This is a genomic window from Mesorhizobium sp. M0904, assembly GCF_040319475.1.
Taxonomy (GTDB): domain Bacteria; phylum Pseudomonadota; class Alphaproteobacteria; order Rhizobiales; family Rhizobiaceae; genus Mesorhizobium.
Genome location: NZ_JAMYOC010000043.1, coordinates 1 through 22,670, shown reverse-complemented (window position 1 = coordinate 22,670; position 22,670 = coordinate 1). Strand labels below are relative to the sequence as shown.

Here is a 22,670-nt window from a genome sequence, read left to right as displayed (position 1 = left end):
GCGGCAGCGCAAGATCGTTCATGGTGGGTGTGGTCTCCGGGAAATGGTTCGGATCGGCTTAAGCAACCAAATCCTACGTCATTTCCGATCAGATCCCGAGCAGCCAGCCAGTATTCGACCGTCGCTGGCGCCTCCGCCCACTGAGGCCTTGTGCTTCCTCCAGCGAGTCAAGCCGATCACCATGCGTGTCGCCAGTTCTGGTGCTCACCCACGTGCCATTTGCGATCTTGTGTCGGTGAGAGCACCGCAAGCACCTCCCCTGCTAGAGGGCAAGGCGGCTTGCGTCGCCCGTGTTGTTACTATTCTTCGCTGTGATCGGAGTTTTTTTGTGGCTTCGGATCGGGACATTCGGCTTTGCAAAAAAAATAGGCCGTCGTGGTCGATCGTCACGCCCCCGAGTTCGGCGGCACGATGGAACGACAACGGCAGCGCAAGCTCCATTTGCGCGAGGGGCTCGTCCCTTCAACTACTTGATGCATTTGCGCTTTGCGTACCTCCGTGCATGTTGCTCGATGCCAGGCGGAGACCTCTGTCTAAAAGATCGCGCATCGATGCAACGCCCACGCGTAGATCGCCATCATCGCGGCGATCGCTTTGCCGGGATCGCCGCAGCCGTTTTCGAGCACGACAACCATGCCAGCGGTGTCGGCAGCGATGCGCATGCAAAAATTCACAGATGCATTCTGGCCAAATGCTAGCTGCCCAGCAAATGTCCGGCATTTCGCAAGGCCCCTAGGAAGAGACTGGCATGGCCGTTGGCATCGATCTTGGCCTGCATCGACAGGGGCATGCTGTGCCAGTTCTCCAAGGGCGCAATGAAATGTGAGAACGTACCGTTGACGATGCAATGGTGGGTAACAAGGCCCTGTCTGTCCAACGCCAGCACGCCGATCTGGTCGCCCTGATATCGGATGGCTGCGACCCGCTGGACCCCCGCATCACCGTCGACCCGCACGTCGAAAAGCAGGATGCCGCGGCTCCTGGTGGCTACCTCGGCGGCCTTTTCAGCGAAGCTTAAGGAGAGCGAGCGGACGCTTTCGACCGCCAGCTGTAAAACCATCAAATCCAGTTCATCCACTGCCATAAGGTACCTGCGCGCAACACATGGGTGATAGCAATCGACCACACCGCTTGTTCACAGATGTCGGCTCACGACCGATCATTCAGGTTGTTGCCGGACGTCCATTGACCGAGGGAGTGCTCCGGTTCGAACCGATCCTGAAGCGGAATGCGCTGGATCTACGGAACCCGAGGAGCAGGCCAGCCAAAGTTGCCGCGACAATTGATGTCGTGATCATTCCAGACATCTGCATCGGCGTCGCTGAACATCCCACTGGTAAGTCCGTTGTTTGCGGCAAGCCCATCCTTGGGCCGTCTAGTACCTGAAACCCTCGCGGTGGCGTCCCTCGAAGCTCGGGACCGCCGGGCGCTTGATCGTCGAGAACTTTGTTTACGAAGGTCCGGACCTCCTGCAGAGCTTATTCTGGTGTGCTCGCCTTTGAGCATTCCGCTGAAGCGTGACGTTTCGCTAGTCAGTGTTCCTTGCAGGCTCACCGCGAGGGCGCCTTGCACACAGCTGCACGTCAGCGCATGAAACTCGTCCCCCGTTCACTTCACAAAATGGATTTCCTGAAGTACTGGGAGCGCAGAGAAATCTCCGGTCGCAGCCTACCCGGTTAAAACAAGGACCCAAAAATGAAGACTCTCGTCGTCTGCTCCGGCGGATTGGACTCCGTTACCCTTGCTCACAAGGTGGCAGCGGAGCACGAACTCGCCGGCCTCCTATCTTTCGATTACGGCCAACGGCATAGGAAGGAATTGGGCTTCGCCGCCCTTTGCGCGGAGCGACTGAGCGTCACGCACCGCATCATCGACATCCACGAGATCGGCGGCGGCCTTTCCGGCTCCGCGCTGACCGATAATGTGGACGTGCCCGACGGGCACTACGCCGAAGACACGATGAAGGTCACGGTGGTGCCGAACCGGAACGCCATCATGTTGGCCATTGCCTTCGGCTTCGCCGCAGCGCACGGCGCTGAGGCGGTGGCGACGGCCGTGCATGGTGGGGATCATTTCATTTATCCCGACTGCCGTCCGGCCTTCATCGACGCTTTCCAGATGATGCAGGACCACGCGCTCGACGGCTACGCGGAGATTCGCATTTATGCACCCTATGTGAATCTCACGAAGGCGGACATTGTTAGGAATGGAGCAGCATACGGCACGCCGTTTGCGCAGACCTGGTCCTGCTACAAGGGCGCCGAGCGTCACTGCGGGAGGTGCGGGACCTGCGTCGAGCGGCGCGAGGCGTTTCATCTCTCTGGGCAGCCGGACCCCACCGACTACGAGGACTCCGACTTCTGGCTCGATGCGCTGCGAAGGAGGACCGCGTAATGTTCCGCATCACCAAGGAATTCCACTTCTCAGCCTCGCATCAGCTCACCTCGTTGCCACCCGATCACCAATGCGCGCGCCTGCACGGGCATAACTACATCGTTGAAGTGGAGCTTTCAGCGAATGGACTGAACGACAACGGCTTCGTGCGCGACTATCACGATTTGGCGCCATTCAAACGCTACATCGACGAGAGCTTCGACCATCGACATCTCAACGACGTGCTGGGACATGAGCAAGTCACGGCGGAATATCTGGCCAGACATTTTTATGAATGGTGCAAGGCACGCCTGCGCGAAACCTCGGCCGTGCGGGTGAGCGAAACACCGAAAACCTGGGCGGAATACCGGCCATGACCGATACGCATCCCGCAATCCGCGTGAGTGAGATTTTCGGGCCGACGATCCAGGGCGAGGGCGTGCTCATCGGTTTGCCGACGGTCTTCGTCAGAACCGGCGGGTGTGACTATCGCTGTTCCTGGTGCGACAGTCTGCATGCGGTGGACAATCAATTCCGCCATGAATGGGAGATGATGTCCATTGGCGCGGTGTGGCAAAACGTGCTTGCGCTTTCCGGTGGCCGCCCGCTGATGGTGTCGCTGTCAGGCGGCAATCCGGCCATCCAGCCGCTCGGCGCGCTCATCGAGCGAGGCCATCGTGAAGGTTACCGTTTTGCGCTGGAAACCCAAGGTTCGGTGGCCAGGGACTGGTTTGCCGACCTTGACGTGCTAGTCCTCAGCCCAAAGCCGCCGTCAAGCCAAATGACGACCGATTGGGCCGCTTTCGAGGCGTGCCTCCAGGCGGCACAAGGCAGGCCGCAAGTCGTGCTCAAGCTCATTGTTTTCGACGAAAGGGACTACGCCTACGCGAAAGACGCCGCTGCGAGATTTCCGCGACTTCCGATCTATCTGCAACCCGGCAATCACACGCCGCCACGCCCCGCAAATGAAGACGCGCCTGTCGACCTTGACGGAATATTGAAGCGCATGGAGTGGCTGGTTGATAGCGTGACCCGCGACAGGTGGTTCGAAGCCCGTGTGCTGCCGCAGCTGCACGTTATGCTCTGGGGTAACAAGAGAGCCGTCTAGCCTAGGCCCGCTTTTCACTGAAACTGCGCCGGCGGATATTCGGGTGGACGGGTTGTCCCAAGCTTGACGGCGCTGCCGGGTGCTTGCGGACTTCTGCCACCGGCACCAAGAGCGTGGCCAGCCGCTTACAACTCGGATTGTTGCCGAGGCTCGGTTTCGACGGGCGTCGGCCTGGCGCGAACCAATCAAAGGTTAGCGCGAGCCACGGGTGGATAGTATGGTGGTGCGATGCGGCGGCGCCTGCTGCAGCTGGCACGGTCCTTGCGGATTCTTGTTGCAAGGCCGAAGGGAGCTGTCGGCCGACAACCATGATCTGGCCAGGACGATTGTCGACTGCTTCCGATACAGAAAAGAGGATGGACTCGACGTCGCGCTTTAGGGACTGCGAATGGAATACGGCGCCGGAAGGCACGACCGGACGATATCGTCGCTATGCCAAGACGCGTCTGGTCCGCTCCGAATCCTGTCTCGACACGACGGTCGCCGATCAACAGTGAAAAACATAGCGCAATCGGTTCACGATCGAGTGAGAACCATGACCGTTCCTCTGCGGTGCTCAGACTGCCGCTGAGTGCCTGGCCGTTCCACTTTCGAAATATTTGTCGAACTTTGCCGCGATGCTCCTGACAAAGGGCCGGCTTTCCGCAGGCACGACGAAGCGGTCACCATCAAGTTCAAGCAACCGCGCAGGATCTTGGAGGGCCGTGGAACTCGCTCGGACGAGAAGTCTTTGGCCGGCTTTGCCAAAGCGCTCCACCAGTACGATCGCCGAGAAGCCGAAGTCACACATCAGCCGCTCGATGATCCAGCCGCGAACACGGTCATCTTCGGAAAGCGCAATGCCGCGGACCGCAGCCAGCCCGCCGTCTTCGACCATGCGCCCATACTCGGCGGTCGAAGGCATGTTTTGTGCATAGCCTTGCCGAAACTGGCTGATGGACGATGGGCCGAGGCCGATCAATGTCTCGTAGCGGTCCTCGGTGTAGCCTTGGAAATTCCGGTGCAGAGTCCCGGCGCGGGCCGCAAGCGCCAGCGCATCGCCCGGCTTGGCGAAATGATCGAGCCCGATTGCTTCGTATCCCTGGTCCATGATCGCCCGCGCCGCCAGTTGCGATTGGGCAAACCGCTCCGACGGACCCGGCAGCCAGGCCTCGTGGATCATCGTCTGATGTTTCTTGAACCACGGCACATGGGCGTAGCCAAAAAGCGCGATCCGATCCGGTTCCAGGGTCAGTGCCTGTGCAACCGTGGAGGCGACGCTCTCCCTGGTCTGATGCGGCAGGCCGTAGAGCAGATCGAGATTGACGGATTCGACGCCGCGCGAACGAACGCCATCAACAACCGTCTTGGTCTGCAGAAAGCTCTGCTCGCGGTTGATCGCTTTCTGCACCTTCGGGTCGAAATCCTGGACACCAAGGCTAGCACGGGTCATGCCGATTTCGGCGAGCGCGTCGAGGCGCGCCTCGTCCATATCGTTGGGTTCGATTTCGACACTGATTTTGGCGTCGGGAAGAAAATCGAAACTGTTACGCAGGACGGTTGCCAGCACCACCGTATCCTCGGGCTTGAGCATCGTCGGCGAACCGCCGCCGAAATGGACGGCACGCACGCGGCCCTTGCCTGCGATAAGGCCGGCGACCGTTGCGATCTCGGCATGCAATGAGCGCAGATAGGTGGTCACCGGTTCGTAATGGCGGGTCTGCTTGGTATGGCACGCGCAGAACCAGCAGAGCTTGTCGCAGTACGGGATGTGCAGATAGAGCGAGATCTCATCGCCATCGTCGAGCGCCTGCAGCCAGCCACGACAAGCGGCGGCATCAACGCCTGCATGGAAATGCGGCGCGGTCGGGTAGCTGGTGTAGCGTGGAACGTTCTCACCGAGCCTGGCAACTAGTTCTGGCCGCATGTCGTGGTCCACCGTGTTTGCGTCGCCGGAACTGTGGATGCTTGGATGAGCCTAAGCCCTGATTTCGATCAACGTTCAGCACGGACAAACTGCCGCAAGGATTTTTCTACCGTCGATTGCTATCCTGCCCGCACTGGACCGGTAGAGCGATCGAATGACATTACGGCAGGACATTCACAGTTCCGGCATTCCCGTTCTTTGCCTGTCTTGCGAGGCACGGCACCGCGGTGTCTGTGGTGCGCTCGAACCAGACCATTTGGCTCAGCTCGCCAAGACGTCGTCGCGGCACAATATCGAGCCGGGGGTCGAACTGATCGGCGACGCCGAGGCGGTCGACTGTTATTCAAACGTGCTTTCAGGCGTGGTGAAGCTCACGAAGAGCCTTTCGGACGGCCGCCAGCAGATCGTCGGTCTCCAGTTCGCGCCGGATTTTCTGGGACGGCCCTTCAAGATGAAAAGCGCGATCAATGCGGAAGCGGCAACAGCTGTCTCGCTATGCTCGTTTCCGAGAGCGGCCATCGAACGGATGATGAAGGAATCACCGGAATTTGTGCATCGCCTGCTCAAGCAGGCGCTGAACGAACTCGACGAGGCACGCGAATGGATGGTGACTCTGGGGCGCAAGACCGCACCGGAGAAGGTGGCGAGCTTTCTCCTCATGATCGCCCGGAACATCGGTTCCAGTGTTGACCCGGCGGCTAGGTCGGCGTGCTTCGAGCTGCCGATGACGCGTGCCGACATCTCTGATTTCCTTGGAATTACAAACGAGACCGTGAGCCGTCAGCTGACCACCCTGAGAATGGACGGTGTGATTCGGATCGAGAACAACCGCCGTGTCACCGTGGACAGCATGAGCCGGCTCGAACGGCGCTGCGGCGGCCGAGGCGCAACCGCCGTTTGAATGACACCGAAGCTGCATGGCCTACGTCACTTACTTCGTTCGGGGCAGGGCATGCTCGCGTTGGGCTTAGAAGAAGCCGCATAGCGACAGCCCGCTCTCCATCCGATCGCCTGAGCCAGGTGTGTTTCGGCCAACTCGTCGGCGAAGCATCCATCCTCGAGGTGCTCGACGTGCAACCGGCTGTTCCAGGCAGGATTGCACTCGGCCGAAGTCAATACGCCTCATACGCAGGGGAAAATCGCCGTCTCCCCGAACCATGAATGTCACGAAGGCAGCGCAACGCTGGCGCTGGCTGTCCCAAGGCATTGAAACGATCGACGTTCGGCAAGGCATCGGCCTACTTTCCAGCGTCACAGAAGGCGCCCTTCCCACACGCCCGCGATCGCCTCCATACCCGGCCAGACCGGGACGCCGGGCCTGTCCATAAGCGTGGCGGCCGGTGCTGCGCTTCCACATTCGATCGCCACAGTCTGATCGCACCGAACTCGATGCTGCTCGAAGCAAAATCGTGCGGCTCTGACATGGATCAGGGCGAGCAGGCCACGGCTGCGCAATAAGGCACTGCGGTTTGGCGCCCGCCGGAATTGGAAATCGGGGCATGCGATGAAATTCGGCACAGAGATCGTCCTTCTAAGCCTGTTTGCGTTTGCGGCCCTGGTGGCTGCCGGCTTCGGCGTAGATGAACCTTTTCGCCGGCATATGTGGGTTTTGTTCTTCGCCCTGGCTGGCTTCACTGCGATTCTGTTGCGCAACACGGAGTTCAAGCCGGCAGTTCCGATCGACCCCGCCGCTTACATGGATGGGCCGATCCGCTACGGTGCCATCGCCACCGTATTCTGGGGCGTCGTCGGCATGCTGGTCGGCGTGGTCATCGCCCTGCAGCTTGCCTACCCCGATCTCAACATTCAGCCCTGGTTCAATTTCGGCCGTTTACGGCCATTGCATACGTCGGGCGTCGTCTTCGCCTTCGGCGGCAATGCGCTGCTCTGCACGTCCCTGTATGTCGTCCAGCGCACCTGCCGCGCGCGGCTGTTCGGCGGCGATCTCGGTTGGTTCGTGTTTTGGGGCTACCAGCTCTTCATCGTCATGGCCGCGACCGGCTATCTGCTCGGCATCACCGAGAGCCGCGAATACGCCGAACCCGAATGGTATGTGGACATCTGGCTGACCATCGTCTGGGTCGCCTATCTCATCCTGTTCCTCGGCACGATCCTGAAGCGCAAGGAGCCGCATATCTACGTCGCCAACTGGTTTTACCTGTCCTTCATCGTCACCATCGCGATGCTGCATGTGGTCAACAACCTGTCGATGCCGGTCTCCTTCCTGGGCTCCAAGAGCTATTCAGCCTTCTCCGGCGTACAGGACGCCCTGACGCAATGGTGGTACGGCCACAATGCCGTCGGCTTCTTCCTCACCGCCGGCTTCCTCGGGATGATGTATTATTTCGTGCCCAAGCAGGCCAACCGACCGGTCTATTCCTACCGGCTGTCGATCATCCACTTCTGGGCTTTGATCTTTCTCTACATCTGGGCCGGTCCGCACCACCTCCACTACACCGCCCTGCCGGACTGGGCCCAGACGCTCGGCATGGTGTTTTCGATCATGCTGTGGATGCCGTCATGGGGCGGCATGATCAACGGCCTGATGACGCTGTCGGGCGCCTGGGACAAGCTGCGCACCGACCCGATCATCCGTATGATGGTGATGGCCATCGCCTTCTACGGGATGTCGACCTTCGAAGGCCCGATGATGTCAATCAAGGCCGTCAACTCGCTCTCGCACTACACCGACTGGACCATCGGTCACGTCCATTCGGGCGCGCTCGGATGGGTTGGCATGATCTCGTTCGGCGCGATTTATTTCATGGTCCCGAAGTTATGGAATCGCGACCGGCTTTATTCGCTGCGGCTCGTCAACTGGCACTTCTGGCTGGCGACGCTTGGGATCGTCGTTTACGCCGCGGTGATGTGGGCCTCCGGCGTCATGCAGGGCCTGATGTGGCGCGAATACAACGAGCAGGGCTTCCTGGTCTACTCCTTCGCCGAAACCGTCGCCGCCATGCATCCCTACTACATCATGCGTGCCATCGGCGGCGCGATGTATCTGTCGGGCGCCCTCATCATGGCCTGGAACATCGCCATGACCATCCTCGGCTACCAGCGCGAGGAGGATCCGATGCCGCGCTCCATCCCCGCCCTCCAGCCTGTGCGATCAGGAGCCAGAAAATGGGCCTGATGGACAGACACGCGATCATCGAGAAGAACGCCACACTTCTTCTCCTCGGGTCCCTGCTGGTCGTAACAATCGGCGGTATCGTCGAGATCGCGCCGCTCTTCTATCTCGACAACACCATCGAGAAGGTGGAAGGCATGCGGCCCTATTCGCCGCTCGAGCTCGCCGGGCGCAACATCTATGTGCGTGAGGGCTGTTACCTCTGCCACAGCCAGATGATAAGGCCGTTCCGCGACGAGGTCGAGCGCTACGGCCACTATGGCCTGGCGGCCGAGTCGATGTACGACCACCCGTTCCAGTGGGGCTCGAAGCGCACCGGGCCGGATCTCGCCCGGGTCGGCGACCGCTACTCGAACGGATGGCACGTCCAGCATCTCACCGAGCCGCGTTCGGTGGTGCCGGAATCGATCATGCCGAGCTACGCGTTCCTGAAGGACATGCCCATCGAGGTGAAGGATTTCTCGACGCATCTGATCGCCAACAGCCGTGTCGGTGTGCCCTATTCAGACGACATGATCGCTCATGCCAATGCCGATCTCATGGCGCAGGCCGATGCGAATGCCGACACATCGGGCCTGGAGAGACGCTATCCGAAAGCCAAGGTTGGGGACTTCGACGGCGATCCGCAGCAGGTCACCGAAATGGATGCGCTGGTCGCCTATTTGCAGATGCTCGGCACGCTGGTCGATTTCAGGACCTATGACGAAGCCGCCGGTTACCGCTGAGGAGAATGGCGATGACCTACAATTTCATGCGGGAGTTTGCCGACAGCTGGGGCCTGCTTGCCATGGCGCTTTTCTTCCTTGGATGCGTTGCCTTTGCACTTCGTCCCGGCAGCCGCAGGCAAGCCGAGAGAGCCGCTCACATTCCTCTCAAGGACGACTGATCATGGGCAGCGAGCATATCGACGAGGTTTCGGGTATCTCGACGACCGGCCATGAGTGGGACGGCATCAAGGAACTCAACAACCCGCTTCCCCGCTGGTGGGTCATCACCTTCTACATCACCATTGCCTGGGCGATCGGCTACACCGTCGTCTATCCGGCATGGCCGATGCTGACTTCCGCGACCAGGGGTGTGCTGGGGTATTCGAGCCGCAGAGACGTCAAGAATGAACTGGCCGCGGCCGAAGTGGCCAAGGGTAAATTTGTCGCTGCCATTCAGGCGAAGACCGTCTCCGAGATTACTGCCGACGATACGCTACGCGAATTCGCCGTCGCCGCAGGTGGCGCCGCGTTCAAGGTCAATTGCGTGCAGTGCCATGGCTCGGGCGCTCAAGGGTCCAAGGGTTTTCCCAACCTAAACGACGACGATTGGCTGTGGGGTGGCAACGCCGAACAGATCCAGCAGACGATTGCGCACGGCATCCGCTTCGCATCAGACCCGGATACGCGCCTGTCGGAAATGCCTGCTTTTGGCGACATCATCACGACGGATCAGATCAAGCAGGTCGGCGCCTATGTCGCAAGCCTCTCCGATCCTGTTCAGGACACAAGCCTGATCGAACTCGGCGCCAATGTTTTCGCCGAGAATTGTGCGGCCTGTCATGGTGAGAATGCAAAGGGCAACAGGGAGCTCGGCGCACCCGACCTGACCGACGCGATCTGGCTATATGGGTCTGGCGAAACAGCCATCGCCGCGCAGGTCCGCGCGCCGAAGCACGGCGTCATGCCGGCCTGGATCGGGCGTCTCGGCGAGATCAAGGCCAAGGAACTCGCGGTCTATGTCCATTCGCTTGGTGGCGGAGAATAGGTACGCAGCCTATTCTCGTCCTCCCCCCACCGCCAAGCGACGAGGCCCGGCGCGAGCCGGGCCTCGGCATCATCCAGAAACCGATGGGTCGGGCTTCCGGCGAAATCGTCGCTGGTGACTGGAGCTTCTCGTGCTCGATAACACGCAAATAGAACGGCTCGAAGCCGATGCGGTCAACTCCGCCAAGACCCGCGAGCCGCTCTATGCCGCACGCAAGAAGATCTTCCCGAACCGGGCCTCTGGCAGTTTCCGCCGCTTCAAGTGGTCGGTGATGGCAATCACGCTGGGGATCTACTACCTGACGCCCTGGCTGCGGTGGGATCGCGGGCCATTTGCCCCGGACCAGGCCGTGCTGGTCGATCTTGCCAACCGCCGCTTCTATTTCTTCTTCATCGAGATCTGGCCGCAGGAATTCTTTTATGTGGCCGGCCTGCTGGTCATGGCCGGTATCGGCCTTTTCCTGATCACATCCACCGTCGGCCGGGCCTGGTGCGGCTATACGTGCCCGCAGACCGTGTGGGTCGATCTGTTTCTGGTCGTCGAGCGAGCCATCGAGGGCGACCGCAACGCGCGCATGAAGCTCGATGCCGGGCCTTGGACCGCCCGCAAGCTCGCGCTGAGAATATCGAAACACACCATCTGGCTGATCATAGGTGCAGCGACCGGCGGCGCCTGGATCTTCTATTTCGCCGATGCGCCGACCTTGCTCGTCGAACTCTTCACCGGCACGGCAGCGCCTGTCGCCTACATCACCGTCGCTGTGCTCACAGCGACGACCTATACGTTCGGCGGGCTGATGCGCGAGCAGGTCTGCACCTATATGTGCCCGTGGCCGCGCATCCAGGCGGCCATGCTCGACGAAAGTTCGCTCACCGTCACGTACAATGACTGGCGCGGCGAACCGCGCTCGCGCCACGCCAAGAGGGTCCTTGCCGCCGGGCAGCCCGTCGGTGACTGCGTCGACTGCAATGCCTGTGTCGCGGTGTGCCCGATGGGGATCGACATTCGTGATGGCCAGCAGCTTGAATGCATCACCTGCGCGCTCTGCATCGATACCTGTGATGGTATCATGGACAAGCTCGGCAGGGAGCGCGGACTGATTTCCTATGCGACGCTGGCCGACTACAACGCCAACATGATGCTGGCGACCCCGGGCGGCTCCGGTTCAGTCAACTCGTCAGTGGTCAGGAGCGCTGACGGCCTGTTCTCCGACAAGGTGGCCCGTTTCCATATCCGCAAGATCTTTCGCCCGCGCACCTTCATCTACATGAGCGCCTGGTCGGCGGTCGGTCTCGCGCTGCTCTATTCGCTGCTGACCCGCGAACGGCTCGAATTGAATGTCCTGCATGATCGCAACCCGCAGTCCGTGACGCTGTCGGACGGTTCGATCCGCAACGGCTACACCGTCAAGTTGCTCAACATGATCCCCGAACCAAGAACGATCATCGTCACGATGCAGGGCCTGCATGGAGCCGAAATGAGCGTTGTCGGCATCAACCTGCCGGCGGATCGCTCCTTTGCCATCCCGGTCGAACCCGACCGGCTGAAGATGCTCAAGGTTTTCGTGCGTCAGCCGGCAGATCAGGTTCGGGGTGCAGCGCAAAGCTTCAAGTTCCGGGTCGAAAATAAGGCAACGTTCGAGTCGGACGAATACACGGCCACTTTCAACGCACCGGAGATCGCCAGATGACCGACACCTCGCGACAATCCCGCGAATTCACCGGCAGGCATATGCTGTTCACCATCCTTGGCTTCTTCGGCGTGGTCATAGCGGTCAATCTGACGATGGCGACGCTCGCCAACACGAGCTGGACCGGCCTTGTCGTCGAAAACACCTATGTGGCGAGCCAGCAATTCAACAAAAAGGCCCAGCAAGGGCGAGCTCAGGCAGCCCTCGGCTGGACTGGCAAACTCACCATCGCAGGCGGTGAGGTCCGCTACAGCCTCACCGATGCTGGCGGCAAGACGGTTGCCGTGCATGGCGTCAAGGTGCTGTTTCGTCATCCCGCCTACGAGGCCGAGGACAAATCCGTCACTCTTGCCGCTGCCTCCGGTCAGATATTCGCCGCGCACCACATCCCCAAGGACGGCGTCTGGATCGTCGAAATCGACGCCGATGCGAGCCTTGCGGAACCCTATCGCGACGTTCGCCGGATCGTGATTTCCCGCGGGGCGCTGCAATGAGCTGCTGCGCGCCAGGCGCCGAAATGGCATTGGACCTGGAAAAGGTCACACTGGTCCTGCCTTCTGGCCAGGAAATCAGACTGGCGAGCCGCTCGATTGGCGAAAATCTTCGCCAGACCGACCTCTCGGTGCCGGCTGTGCATTGTGCCGCCTGCATCCAGACGATCGAGACGGCGATCGGCAAGCTGGATCGCGTCGAAGGCGCTCGTGTCAATCTTTCAACGAAACGTGTTTCGGTCCGGTGGCGCGGCGACGAGGTTCCGCCATTCGTCGCCACACTTGGACGGCTGGGCTATGGCGCGCACCTGTTCGATCCCGAGGCTGACGGGAAGGACAGGACGCTCTCGGAGCTGATCCGCGCCGTCGCGGTCGCCGGCTTTGCGGCGGGCAACATCATGCTGCTATCAGTCTCCGTCTGGTCCGGCGCGCAAGGCGCGACCCGCGACCTGTTCCATTGGGTCTCGGCCTTGATTGCCATTCCTGCGCTCGCTTTCGCCGGCGGCATCTATTTTCGCTCGGCCTGGAATGCGCTGCGCCACAGCCGCATGAACATGGACGTGCCGATCGCGGTCGGGGTATCGCTCGCTTACGCCATGAGCCTCTACGAGACGATCAACCATGGCGACCATGCTTATTTCGACGCGTCGGTGTCGCTGCTGTTCTTTCTGCTGATCGGCCGCACGCTGGATCACGTGATGCGGGAACGGGCACGGACGGCCGTAAACGGACTGGCTCGGCTGGCGGCGCGCGGCGCCATGGTGCTGCGCGAGGATGGTTCGCGCGACTACTTGCCGGTTGGCGAGATCGAACCAGGAATGGAGCTCTTGATTGCGGCTGGCGAGAGGGTGCCCATCGACGGCAGGATCATTGGCGGGGCATCGGATCTCGACTGTTCCCTGGTTTCCGGGGAAAGCACGCCCAGAACGGTGGGCCCGGGGGCGCAGGTCCAGGCCGGTACACTCAATCTCACCGGTCCGCTGACCATCGAGGCGACGGCCGCCGCGAAGGATTCATTCCTGGCCGAAATCGTTCGGCTGATGGAAGCGGCAGAGGGCGGCCGCGCCCGCCATCGCAGGATCGCCGATCGCGTCTCCGCGCTCTATGCCCCCGTGGTCCACCTCACCGCCTTTGTGACGTTCCTCGGCTGGATGGCGGCGACCGGCGACTGGCACCGGGCAATAACAATCGCAATCGCCGTTTTGATCATTACATGCCCGTGTGCGCTCGGTCTCGCCGTGCCGATCGTGCAGGTGGTCGCTGCGCGGCGGCTGTTTGAAAGCGGCGTCATGGTCAGGGACGGCTCCGCCATTGAGCGCCTGGCGGGGATCGACACGGCATTGTTCGACAAAACCGGCACGCTTACGCTCGGACTGCCCAGGCTGATCAATGCGCCGTCCATCGATCCGACGATGCTCGCCATGGCGGCCGAGATGGCAGCGCATTCCCGCCATCCCTTTTCGAAGGCAATCGCTGGCAATGCAGCCTTTGCCGGCCAGCCGAAACTCGCGTCCGTCAGCGAGCATCCGGGCTTCGGCATCGAAGCCATCGCCGAGGGCAGTACCTGGCGGCTGGGTCGCCGCGGATGGCGTGAGTGGAAAGCTCGGATCGGCGGCGAAGGCAAACAAGGCTATGACGGAACCGTTCTGACGAAGGACGGGGTCATTGTCGCGACTTTCGATTTCGAGGATGAGCTGCGTGCCGATGCCAAGGCGGCCATCGAGCAACTGAACGGCGCCGGCGTGTCGGTGGAGATGCTGTCGGGCGACACAGAAGCTGCCTGCGGCGAAGTCGCGGAAGCACTGGGCGTCGAGCGCTTCGTTCCCTCGTTGCTTCCCTCCGGGAAGGTCGAACACATCGAAGCATTGACGCGAACTGGCCACAAGGTGCTGATGGTCGGCGATGGGCTCAACGACACGCCTGCATTGGGCGCCGCACACGTTTCGATCGCTCCGGCCACGGCGGCGGATATCGGTCGCAACGCCGCGGATTTCGTGTTCCTGCGTAAAAGTCTTCTGGCGGTCCCACTTGCTTTAGACATTTCGCGGAAGGCCGGACGGCTGATCCGGCAGAACATCGCCATCGCGATCGTTTACAATGGCATCGCCGTGCCGGTCGCCATTCTGGGGCACGTTACGCCACTGATCGCGGCGGTCGCGATGTCCGCCTCGTCCCTCCTGGTCATCGGCAATGCGCTACGTCTGCAAGGTTTCGTGTCAAATGCATCGGTGCAAGATGCCCGACATGACAGGCGCTCGGACATTGGCGCACTGGCACAATCCTCATGACGACGCTCGCCTACCTCATACCTGTGGCCCTGTTCCTCGGAGCGCTTGGGCTGGCGGGGTTCCTGTGGGCCTTGAGGAGCGGCCAATATGAAGATCTCGATGGCGCCGCCGAGCGGATCCTGATCGACCGCGACGAGCCACGCAGTTGACCCAGCCTGCCCTGCGAGGACTCGCTCGAATATTTTCCGCGGTTGCTTCGCGTCATGCCGATTTCGGCGCGCGACGGGTGCGAACGGATCAGCCAGAATACGTTGCCGAACTTTCGGCCAGGAAAGGGCCGCACCGAACGGGAAGCCGGCCATTTCATGATGACCTGACCAGACCATGGCGTGGCGATCGACCAGTCGACCGTGAACCCGCCGTTGCCGCGTTTATCGAGCCTGGTTGATCCACATCAGGGTTATCTCTTCATCGGCATGGTTTCATTGAGCATTTTTGAACGGAGAACGGATGTCTAACGGACGGTTAGGTCGCGTGGAGACGCTTGGGGAGATGAGCCGCAAACCGTGGATCGATTGCGATGCGTTCCAGTGCCCTTCGTCGCAGATAGCCGACGCAATGGCGGCACGCTGATGGCCGGCTCTGTCGATAGATTCGACGTTATTGTGGTCGGAGCCGGGCCGGTCGGACTTTCCTTCGCCGCGTCGCTTGCCCAGAGCCGACTCAAGGTGGCAGTGGTTGAACGGCAGTCGCTCGAAAGCCTGGCGAATCCGGCTTTCGACGGTCGCGAGATCGCGCTGACCCACGCATCGGTTGGAATCCTTCGCGAGCTCGGCGCCTGGGATGCCATCCCCGCTTCGGACAAATCACCGCTACAAGGCGCGCGCGTGCTCAACGGATCGAGCCCTTTCGCCCTGAGCTTCGATTCTCCCAGCGGATCTGGGGAACCACTCGGAATTCTGGTCCCAAATTGTCGGATCCGCGACGCCCTGTTCAAGCTTGTCCACTTCCAGGATCATGCCCAGCTGCTGTGCGGCCGCTCGGTCGTCAATGCAACAACCAGCCACAAAGAAGCAGTCATAACGCTCTGTGATGGCAGGCAATTGGCCGCTCGGCTGCTCGTTGCAGCGGATTCGCGTTTGTCCGCGACGCGCGACCTGCTCGGCATTGGCGCCGACATCAATCGGCTTGGCAACTCCATGCTGATTTGCCGAGTGAGGCACGAGCGCGCCCATCACCAGATCGCGGTCGAATGGTTCGATCACCATCAGACGATAGCGATGTTGCCGCTCATGGAAGGCGTGTCGTCGCTGCTTCTCACGTTGCGCTCAAGCGAGGCCGACAGACTGCTTGCTCTCGACGACGATTTGTTCCTCATGGAATCGACGAGCCGGTGTCGAGGACGCTTCGGAGAGATGACCTTGGCAAGCACCCGCCATGCCTATCCGCTGGTCACGACCTGGGCGCACAAGTTCTGGGCTCCGAGTGCGGCACTGATCGGCGATGCTGCCCTCGGCATGCACCCGGTGACCGCGCATGGCTTCAACATCGGCCTCAGTGGCCAGAAGCAACTCGCCGATAGAATCCTGGCGGCATGTCGCGAGCGCCGCGACATTGCTGATCCCGACATGCTCGGCAGATACGAAAGCCGGCTGCGTCTGTCGGCGGCACCGCTCTATCATGCTACGAATGCACTTGTCGCTCTCTACTCAGGCGAGCACCCGGCGGCACGGCTTGCAAGACATGCAGGGCTTCGCTTTGCCCAATATCTTCCCTTTATCCGCCATGGCATTTCGGCCATGCTCAGGCGGTGAATCGCAGGCAGCGCTGCCGCTCTGGAACGCTATCTCGGCCCGGCTTCCTTTTGTCTCGCCGGGCGCGTTGATGCCGTTGGTAGGGCTGCTTCCATGGTGACGTTGCCGATCCTGGGATGATTCGGATCAAGGCACGCGTGCGGGCAAGAGCTCGATGGTCAGACGGCAAGGCCAAGAGGCAGACGTGCGCCCCGAAGACATGGTGAGCACACTGGTTATCCCCGCTGGATAGTTAACCCGTCCTTCAGTGGGCCTGCGTAGGCTTGTCCTCGCGAACAACGATGGGAGCAAGCTGGTCCGTCCATGGCCCCGAAGAATGAAGACACGCTGGAGGCCAAAATCCGTCAGGATCAGCTTGCTGACCTGAGGGCCGGCCTCTTCGTGTCGATGCCGATAAGCGCTATCCTGTCAGGCCTGATTTGGGCGGTGCACGCCCTTTCTGGCAGCGGCTTTGCAGCTGCAATCTGGTTCCTGGTCGTCAATGCGATAAATGCCGCCCGCCTTGCACTCGCGCGTTATCAGCTAAAGGAAACGGGGCGCCATGACGGATTAGTGGGGGTTTTGCCGCGGCTTCGCTGGTTTGGCATCCTTGCTCTTCTGGCAGGGTTTGCCTGGTCCTTCCTGGCCGTCCTGACTGTTGGATACACGACACCTCAAGCACCGCTGCATCTGGTCATTCTGGCGGGCATTTCAGCTGGTGCGGTTACATACGGCAGTTCGTATGCCGCGGCGGCGATCAACTTCATCACACCTCCGCTCCTCATCACGGTGGGTTGCCTTTTGGCGAAAGGCAATTTTGAAGACTACATTCTGGCTTTTACCGTTCTGCTCTTCATGGGCGGCTTGGTTCGAGCTTCGTTTGTTGGGCAAGCACGGTTCCGCGAAGCGAGCCGCCTGAGGCATGAGGCCGAGCGGCTTGCGGCGGAGATGAAGGCCAGTTCCAGGCAGGACCACCTGACGGCCCTTCTCAACAGGCGTGGCCTCGAAGACGCTATCGGACGGTTCGAGACCGCGGATGGCCCCTTCGTGGCAATGCTGGTTGACCTGGACGGGTTCAAATCCGTCAACGATACCTACGGTCACAGGACCGGTGATGAACTGCTTGTCAGGATCGCCCGCCGCATAGAGGAGGAAGCACCGGAAGGCTCAACGCTCGCTCGTATCGGCGGCGATGAATTCGTGCTGTTTTTTCCCTCAACGAGGGTTTCGCTTTCTGCCAATGATCTCGCCTCCAATATCATAGCAAAAATTGCCCGCCCCTATCGGGAGGTCGCGTCCGTCCGAGTCGGGGCATCAATAGGAATATACCTGGCGGAAAGCCCGGGCCTGACCGAAATGTTGTTGCGGGCGGATATCGCCCTTTACACGGCCAAGCGTCGTGGCAGGAACGAATTTTGCCTGTTCGATGCCGAACTCGACAGGGAACTGCAACGCCGCCAGTCCGTCGAACGGGACCTTCATTCGGCGATAAAGACGAGAAGCTTGCAACCTTGGTTCCAGCCGATCGTGAAACTCGACACCGAGGCCGTGGTCGGCTTTGAAGCCTTGCTGAGGTGGTCCCATCCGACTCATGGTGCCATCTCTCCACCCGAAATCATCACAGCTGCACGCGAAACCGGAATGCTTCAGCTGCTGACGCAAACCGTATTCGCCGACTGTTGTGCTTTTATCGACGGCTTGGTGAAAGCTGACTGTCGTGATCTCCGTGTGGCGATGAATGTTTCACCGCGCGAACTGGAAGCCGGCGATATCGACGACATGGTTCTGGATGGTCTGGCGGCAAGAGGTCTCCCTGCAACGGTGTTCGAGATCGAGATTACCGAAGAATCCCCGGTTGACCAGGACAGAGTGGATGAAAAGCTCGGACGGCTTTCACATGCCGGCATTTCCATCGCGCTCGATGACTTCGGCACCGGCTTTTCCACGTTGGCATCGCTCAAGGACAGTCGGATACGCAAGGTGAAAATAGACCAGGGCTTCATTCGCGGCTTGGCCAAGTCCCGAGAGGACCGACTGCTTGTCAAATCGGTCATCGATCTCGGTAACATGCTCGGGATCGAGGTCATGGCCGAGGGCGTCGAAACAGAGGCGGATCGGCAAACCCTGCACAAGCTTGGCTGCCGAACCGCTCAAGGCTTCCTGTTCTCCAAGGCTGTGCCTCTGAGCCAAGCACTGGAAATGGCAGTCAAACAGCACGCGAACCAGTTGTGACCGCTCCCGCCGCGCCGTCTCTCGCGGCCGTGCGCTCATGAGTGACGGGTATCTGAACTTCCTTGTTTGAAGAGCATGACAATCCGTGCTGTGCGTCAGCCGGCGAACAGTTCCTTATAGCCGGTCGTCACCATCCAGTTCGCCCGGTCGATATGGCTGCGAAGAGCCTTGCGGGCGCGGACCGGTTCAAGGGCCGGGTCGATGCCTAGAATGAGATCGGCCATCTCCTCTTCGCTGGCATTGTCGGCGCAGGCATCCAGGATCCGCAGGTAGATCGTGAAATGCTGCCTATCGTAGGCCGTCAGGTTCTCCGACCAGGGGACTTCGTCGCACAGAGTTGAGTTTCGAGTCTCATCTGTTCCCATTGATCGATTCATGCCTGCGAACCTCGCCTGTTGAGCGCCCGCAACATATCCCAAAATGGGATAATCCGAAACCGGGATTAGTCGCTGATCCGGTCTTTACCCGACCGGTTCGCCTACATGCCCAAGTCTCTTCGATCGCCCCGCCACCAGCGGTTTCTGGCCCAGCTGGTTTCCTTGCGCAAGGCCAAAGGCCTGACTCAGGCGCAGGTGGCCGAGAAGCTTGATCGTCCCCAATCCTTCGTGGCCAAGTACGAGGGTGGAGAGCGTCGTCTCGACGTCATCGAGTTTCTCGACTTAACTGCGGCGCTTGACGCTGATCCGTGCGAGATTCTGTCCAGCCTGCGGTCCTAGCGGGCGCCCGCGCGCCTACGGCTCGCGCCGGTGCCGTGAACCGAGCGCGCTTTTCTTCGGCAAGCTGCCATTCCGCTGCGGGTGGGTCTTTACCAAGCCATGCCGATATAGGGATGATAATCCTAATTATATATGTGACAAAGCATGCGTGATTCCTTAGCTATTTTGCGCTACGAGGAACACCATGAATCTGAGGGGGATAGTCGCGGCGGAAAAATCCGCCGTTGATACGGGGGATTGGAAGCGAGGTGAGATACCGCGCTCCAAGTGGCCGTCACGTCGAGCCAAGGCCAAGGCGTATAACTATGGCCCGCTCTATCAGTGGCGAATCCTCACCTTTCAAGCGGCCGGTGAAGATTGTCGCGTTCTTCTGCTGTTCAACGAATCCAAGCGGATTTTCCGTGCTACCCTAGGCGTAACGAAGGGCGGCGAAACTCTTGTCATCTGTGACTATGAGTATCACGCCAGCGAACCTGGGTGGCATTGCCATGCCCGTTGCAGCGATTTGGCCAACATCAATGTCGCTCACAACCGGTTCGGCAGCGTCCGTCTTCCGAAGGCGGGTTCGTTCCATCGCCGAACAGAATTCAGGCATCTAAAGCAGCCTCTTTCTGCGCAGACCGCCTTTAATTGCGCAATATCGATCTTCAAGATCGATAAGGCTGAGGGAATGGTATGAAAGCCGAACTCTGCCACGCGTTTTGCAATGACATAACCGTAACGGAAGTGCCGGCCGGCCTTGCCGTGTCTACGGCGTTTCTGCGCGATGACGGAGACCGAGTTGCCTTCTACGTCACAAAGACAGAGGACGGCGCTTTCAGGCTTGAGGACGATGGCGCGACAATCCAGCAGCTCGAAGCGGCCGGCGTCGATTTTGACACCGATACGCGCCGACGCGGCCTAGAACAACTATTGTCTTCAGTTCATGCTCACTTCGATCACGATGACGGCACGATAAAGACCGCGTCTTTTCCAGAGGTAGAGCTGCCGGCTAGGGCGTTGGCGTTCGTCGGCGTTATGATCCGAATGAACGATTTTCTCCTGCTCACGCAAGAGAAGATCGCCTCCTCATTCAAGGAAGACGCAGCGGAGCGAATAAGGTCCGTGGTAGGCGACCGTGCCAAAATCAGAGAAAATGAGGCGGTCAGTTCTCGCCTTTCCGAGGTGACTCCTGACATGGTTTTGGAGGTGAGCGGCCGACCGCCTGTCGCGATATTTTTTGGGAATAGCCCTGCGCGAGTGAACGACGCGATCTTCCTTCACTTTGCTGCGCTGCATGAGGTGAAGCAAGATTTGTCGGTAATCGCTCTATTGGAGGATGACCATGCCATCTCGAATGAATTACGCCGTAGGGCAAGCAACCGACTAGCGACGGTACCAGTTTACAGAGACGACGAAGACGCGGCGATAGCTCGTATCGCTCGCGAAGCACTAGGTAAGGCGGCATGAACGATAAGTCCGACGTAAAAACCGACGAGAAGCGCTTTAACGAGACGCTGAAGCGGATGCTACAGACGCCGCCCGATCACAAGGGCGGCAGGGCATCGGTCAAGCCGGAAACGAAAGCGCGGATATCAGAGCGAAAGACCAAGAGAGCAAAAGGTCTCGAAGGGAGCGAATAGCCTTGGTACCAGAAATGCTTTAACGTACCCTTCTGTACTATTTTTTAAGGGAGGGGTTAATGCAAGTCGATCGTTTTCGGAAAATGCTTCGAGAGTTTTCCAGGCAGGCTAGAACCGGTCAGATAGCGACTAGCACCAGCACTGGGAATGCCGTTGCTGGCATCGCCGAGCAGTTAGAGCGCGAGTTAGGCAACTCCATCGCAAATCGCCAGATAAAAAGCGATACCACCATTTCGTTCGCTCCTGATATTTGCCCCTGCTGCGGTAAGTAACCCCACGATGACGGGACGATATGTTGTTTCTCCGTATCCTATAGATGCGGAGCATCCCTACGACATTGCTTTTCACCTGACGAAAGACGCAACTGAAGTACCTGCAGAGCAAGGGCTTCTGAAGCACGAAGCCGAGCGCACGCTCATGGTCTTGCGAGGAATGTTTCATCCGCCTGATATTCGTTTCAGGGGATATTACAACGAACTTTTGGGCCTTTCTCAATACGGTTTGGTTGGCGAAACGGCGCAGCCTGATCTTGGCATCGGCACGCTCCACAATCTGCAACAGCGTATCTTCGACACGGAGAAAGGCCGGATGATTAGTGAGCATATGCGGAAGATCGTTGGGTGGCTTTCCTTGATCCTGATTGGCGTTGGAATCCTCGGTCTTCTGGCTGTGTTGGCTGCCCGGTGGCTGATTGGGCCAGATCAGACCCTTTTGGTAATTCAGCCGGCGTTGGCCATGGTATTGCCCGGCCTTCTCGCCGGTCTCACTTTCTCATCTTTCCTGCGGTGCCGCGCTGTCACGTTTTTTGATCTTCATGCAATTGATGCCGACCGGTTTACCCCTGCTATGAGGGCTATATTCGCATTGATACTTCTTTTCCTGACTGGCGCCTTCCTCAAAGCAGGCGTCTTCGAGATCGCGATAGGCGAAGTCCGCCTGTCGCAATTTGATGCGAATGGCCTCTCAGCTTTCATATTTGGCGCGTTCGTAGGGTTCTCTCAGGAGCCGCTAATTTCGCGCATCGAATCCATCAGCAAAGCAGCCGAACCAAAGGACAAATGAGGGAGAGCGTTACCTACTGACTGTGACGCTTTCGCCTACGCAAAAGCACTCGCGCCTTCTGCTTAGGCGATATCGGCTTCACCAATCCGCCGATAGGTCAGGCGTTTGCCTTCGATCATGGCAAGCAACTGGTCGTGGCGCTCGGTGTCGGTACCGCCAAGAAATCGAATTCCGACAGGTAGCGGTGCAAGTGAGCCTCGCCGCAATGCTGATAGACGCCAACCATGCCGCGCTTGAAGACCGAAAACACGTTCTCAATCGTGTTCGAATGGATCGACACGCCGTCCTCATAGCGGACGTATTCGCCAGCGGAATGGTTGGTCGTCTTGTGTGAGGCGTATTCCTCGCCAGTCATGGTGTAGAGCTTCGACTGGTCGGTATAGAGCGTCGAATTGCGGTCGACATTGCGCACTAGAGCGGCGGACTTTCATGTGAGTCCATAGCCTGCGGCAGTGAAGTAGTTTCTGCATTCTGTTGGGGAGAAGAGATTGCAGATATCGCCAATGGCCTGCCACAGGGCGTCGATGGTTCTGATGGCCTTTGCGCGCAGATGCGCCTTGAGCT

General features: G+C 59.7%; 23 protein-coding genes and 2 pseudogenes. 19 read left to right on the top strand and 6 right to left on the bottom strand.

Going from position 1 to position 22,670, the window contains the following annotated elements; all coding sequences use genetic code 11:
* Window positions 1–533 precede the first annotated feature (533 nt).
* Both NKH80_RS29385 and NKH80_RS29380 read right to left on the bottom strand, forming a co-directional pair.
* Complete coding sequence (locus tag NKH80_RS29385) at window positions 534–662, bottom strand: hypothetical protein (RefSeq protein WP_352516155.1); 129 nt, start codon at window positions 660–662, stop codon at window positions 534–536.
* Between the two features lie 32 nt (window positions 663–694).
* A complete protein-coding gene (locus NKH80_RS29380) occupies window positions 695–1,084 on the bottom strand; it encodes a hypothetical protein (protein ID WP_023722055.1) in 390 nt (129 codons plus the stop codon).
* Between the two features lie 611 nt (window positions 1,085–1,695).
* On the opposite strand from NKH80_RS29380, the gene queC reads away from it, so the two are divergent.
* The 3 genes from queC to queE are packed head-to-tail and all read left to right on the top strand — an operon-like array spanning window position 1,696 to window position 3,481.
* Window positions 1,696–2,394: a 7-cyano-7-deazaguanine synthase QueC gene (gene queC / locus NKH80_RS29375; protein WP_352995453.1), complete on the top strand. Its 699-nt coding sequence runs from the start codon at window positions 1,696–1,698 to the stop codon at window positions 2,392–2,394.
* Window positions 2,394–2,750: a 6-carboxytetrahydropterin synthase QueD gene (queD, locus tag NKH80_RS29370; protein WP_023722053.1), complete on the top strand. Its 357-nt coding sequence runs from the start codon at window positions 2,394–2,396 to the stop codon at window positions 2,748–2,750. The genes queC and queD overlap by 1 nt, the downstream gene beginning before the upstream one ends.
* Window positions 2,747–3,481, top strand: a complete 735-nt coding sequence (gene queE, locus NKH80_RS29365) for a 7-carboxy-7-deazaguanine synthase QueE (RefSeq protein WP_352995451.1) — start codon at window positions 2,747–2,749, stop codon at window positions 3,479–3,481. Before queD ends, queE begins: the two co-directional genes overlap by 4 nt.
* Before the next feature lie 556 nt (window positions 3,482–4,037).
* Here the strand turns inward: queE and hemN are convergent.
* Window positions 4,038–5,387: an oxygen-independent coproporphyrinogen III oxidase gene (hemN, locus tag NKH80_RS29360; protein WP_352995449.1), complete on the bottom strand. Its 1,350-nt coding sequence runs from the start codon at window positions 5,385–5,387 to the stop codon at window positions 4,038–4,040.
* A gap of 154 nt (window positions 5,388–5,541) precedes the next feature.
* On the opposite strand from hemN, the gene NKH80_RS29355 reads away from it, so the two are divergent.
* The 11 genes from NKH80_RS29355 (at window position 5,542) to NKH80_RS29305 (ending at window position 18,706) form a co-directional block, all read left to right on the top strand.
* Window positions 5,542–6,288, top strand: a complete 747-nt coding sequence (locus tag NKH80_RS29355) for a Crp/Fnr family transcriptional regulator (protein ID WP_352995446.1) — start codon at window positions 5,542–5,544, stop codon at window positions 6,286–6,288.
* Between the two features lie 603 nt (window positions 6,289–6,891).
* Window positions 6,892–8,523 carry a cytochrome-c oxidase, cbb3-type subunit I gene (gene ccoN / locus NKH80_RS29350; protein ID WP_352995443.1) on the top strand — a complete coding sequence of 544 codons (1,632 nt, stop codon included), beginning with the start codon at window positions 6,892–6,894 and terminating at the stop codon, window positions 8,521–8,523.
* A complete protein-coding gene (ccoO, locus tag NKH80_RS29345) occupies window positions 8,514–9,245 on the top strand; it encodes a cytochrome-c oxidase, cbb3-type subunit II (protein WP_352995440.1) in 732 nt (243 codons plus the stop codon). The genes ccoN and ccoO overlap by 10 nt, the downstream gene beginning before the upstream one ends.
* Before the next feature lie 11 nt (window positions 9,246–9,256).
* Complete coding sequence (locus NKH80_RS29340; protein WP_023679629.1) at window positions 9,257–9,406, top strand: cbb3-type cytochrome c oxidase subunit 3; 150 nt, start codon at window positions 9,257–9,259, stop codon at window positions 9,404–9,406.
* Window positions 9,407–9,408: 2 nt separating this feature from the next.
* The gene (ccoP, locus tag NKH80_RS29335) at window positions 9,409–10,272 is read left to right on the top strand and encodes a cytochrome-c oxidase, cbb3-type subunit III (RefSeq protein WP_352516163.1); all 864 of its coding nucleotides are present in this window, start codon (window positions 9,409–9,411) and stop codon (window positions 10,270–10,272) included.
* Window positions 10,273–10,402: 130 nt separating this feature from the next.
* Window positions 10,403–11,962: a cytochrome c oxidase accessory protein CcoG gene (gene ccoG / locus NKH80_RS29330; protein WP_352995437.1), complete on the top strand. Its 1,560-nt coding sequence runs from the start codon at window positions 10,403–10,405 to the stop codon at window positions 11,960–11,962.
* Entirely contained in the window at window positions 11,959–12,456 is a 498-nt protein-coding gene (locus NKH80_RS29325; protein WP_352618978.1) for a FixH family protein, read from the top strand. Before ccoG ends, NKH80_RS29325 begins: the two co-directional genes overlap by 4 nt.
* On the top strand, window positions 12,453–14,741 hold the full coding sequence (locus NKH80_RS29320) for a cation-translocating P-type ATPase (RefSeq protein ID WP_352995434.1): 2,289 nt from the start codon (window positions 12,453–12,455) through the stop codon (window positions 14,739–14,741). The genes NKH80_RS29325 and NKH80_RS29320 overlap by 4 nt, the downstream gene beginning before the upstream one ends.
* On the top strand, window positions 14,738–14,890 hold the full coding sequence (gene ccoS / locus NKH80_RS29315; protein ID WP_023679633.1) for a cbb3-type cytochrome oxidase assembly protein CcoS: 153 nt from the start codon (window positions 14,738–14,740) through the stop codon (window positions 14,888–14,890). The genes NKH80_RS29320 and ccoS overlap by 4 nt, the downstream gene beginning before the upstream one ends.
* Before the next feature lie 423 nt (window positions 14,891–15,313).
* Window positions 15,314–16,495 (top strand): 5-demethoxyubiquinol-8 5-hydroxylase UbiM, encoded by a 1,182-nt coding sequence (ubiM, locus tag NKH80_RS29310; protein WP_352995455.1) that lies wholly within the window; start codon window positions 15,314–15,316, stop codon window positions 16,493–16,495.
* Between the two features lie 303 nt (window positions 16,496–16,798).
* Window positions 16,799–18,706, top strand: a complete 1,908-nt coding sequence (locus NKH80_RS29305) for a putative bifunctional diguanylate cyclase/phosphodiesterase (protein WP_352995431.1) — start codon at window positions 16,799–16,801, stop codon at window positions 18,704–18,706.
* Window positions 18,707–18,801: 95 nt separating this feature from the next.
* On the opposite strand, the gene NKH80_RS29300 is transcribed toward NKH80_RS29305, so the two are convergent.
* Window positions 18,802–19,071: a DNA -binding domain-containing protein gene (locus NKH80_RS29300; protein WP_352453619.1), complete on the bottom strand. Its 270-nt coding sequence runs from the start codon at window positions 19,069–19,071 to the stop codon at window positions 18,802–18,804.
* A 117-nt stretch (window positions 19,072–19,188) separates the two neighbouring features.
* On the opposite strand from NKH80_RS29300, the gene NKH80_RS29295 reads away from it, so the two are divergent.
* The 5 genes from NKH80_RS29295 to NKH80_RS29275 all read left to right on the top strand — a co-directional run bounded on the left by NKH80_RS29295 (window position 19,189) and on the right by NKH80_RS29275 (window position 22,106).
* Window positions 19,189–19,422, top strand: a complete 234-nt coding sequence (locus NKH80_RS29295) for a helix-turn-helix domain-containing protein (RefSeq protein ID WP_023679646.1) — start codon at window positions 19,189–19,191, stop codon at window positions 19,420–19,422.
* Window positions 19,423–19,606: 184 nt separating this feature from the next.
* Window positions 19,607–20,101: a hypothetical protein gene (locus NKH80_RS29290; protein ID WP_352995428.1), complete on the top strand. Its 495-nt coding sequence runs from the start codon at window positions 19,607–19,609 to the stop codon at window positions 20,099–20,101.
* The gene (locus NKH80_RS29285) at window positions 20,098–20,871 is read left to right on the top strand and encodes a DUF1828 domain-containing protein (protein ID WP_352783943.1); all 774 of its coding nucleotides are present in this window, start codon (window positions 20,098–20,100) and stop codon (window positions 20,869–20,871) included. Before NKH80_RS29290 ends, NKH80_RS29285 begins: the two co-directional genes overlap by 4 nt.
* On the top strand, window positions 20,868–21,044 hold the full coding sequence (locus NKH80_RS29280) for a hypothetical protein (protein ID WP_352995425.1): 177 nt from the start codon (window positions 20,868–20,870) through the stop codon (window positions 21,042–21,044). The genes NKH80_RS29285 and NKH80_RS29280 overlap by 4 nt, the downstream gene beginning before the upstream one ends.
* A 279-nt stretch (window positions 21,045–21,323) precedes the next feature.
* Window positions 21,324–22,106, top strand: coding sequence for a hypothetical protein (locus NKH80_RS29275; RefSeq protein WP_352995422.1), 783 nt, complete (start codon window positions 21,324–21,326; stop codon window positions 22,104–22,106).
* A 62-nt stretch (window positions 22,107–22,168) separates the two neighbouring features.
* Here NKH80_RS29275 and NKH80_RS29270 read toward each other — a convergent pair.
* A pseudogene (locus NKH80_RS29270) lies at window positions 22,169–22,521 on the bottom strand (transposase); the annotation flags it as partial.
* A 12-nt stretch (window positions 22,522–22,533) separates the two neighbouring features.
* A pseudogene (locus NKH80_RS29265) lies at window positions 22,534–22,670 on the bottom strand (IS630 family transposase); the annotation flags it as partial.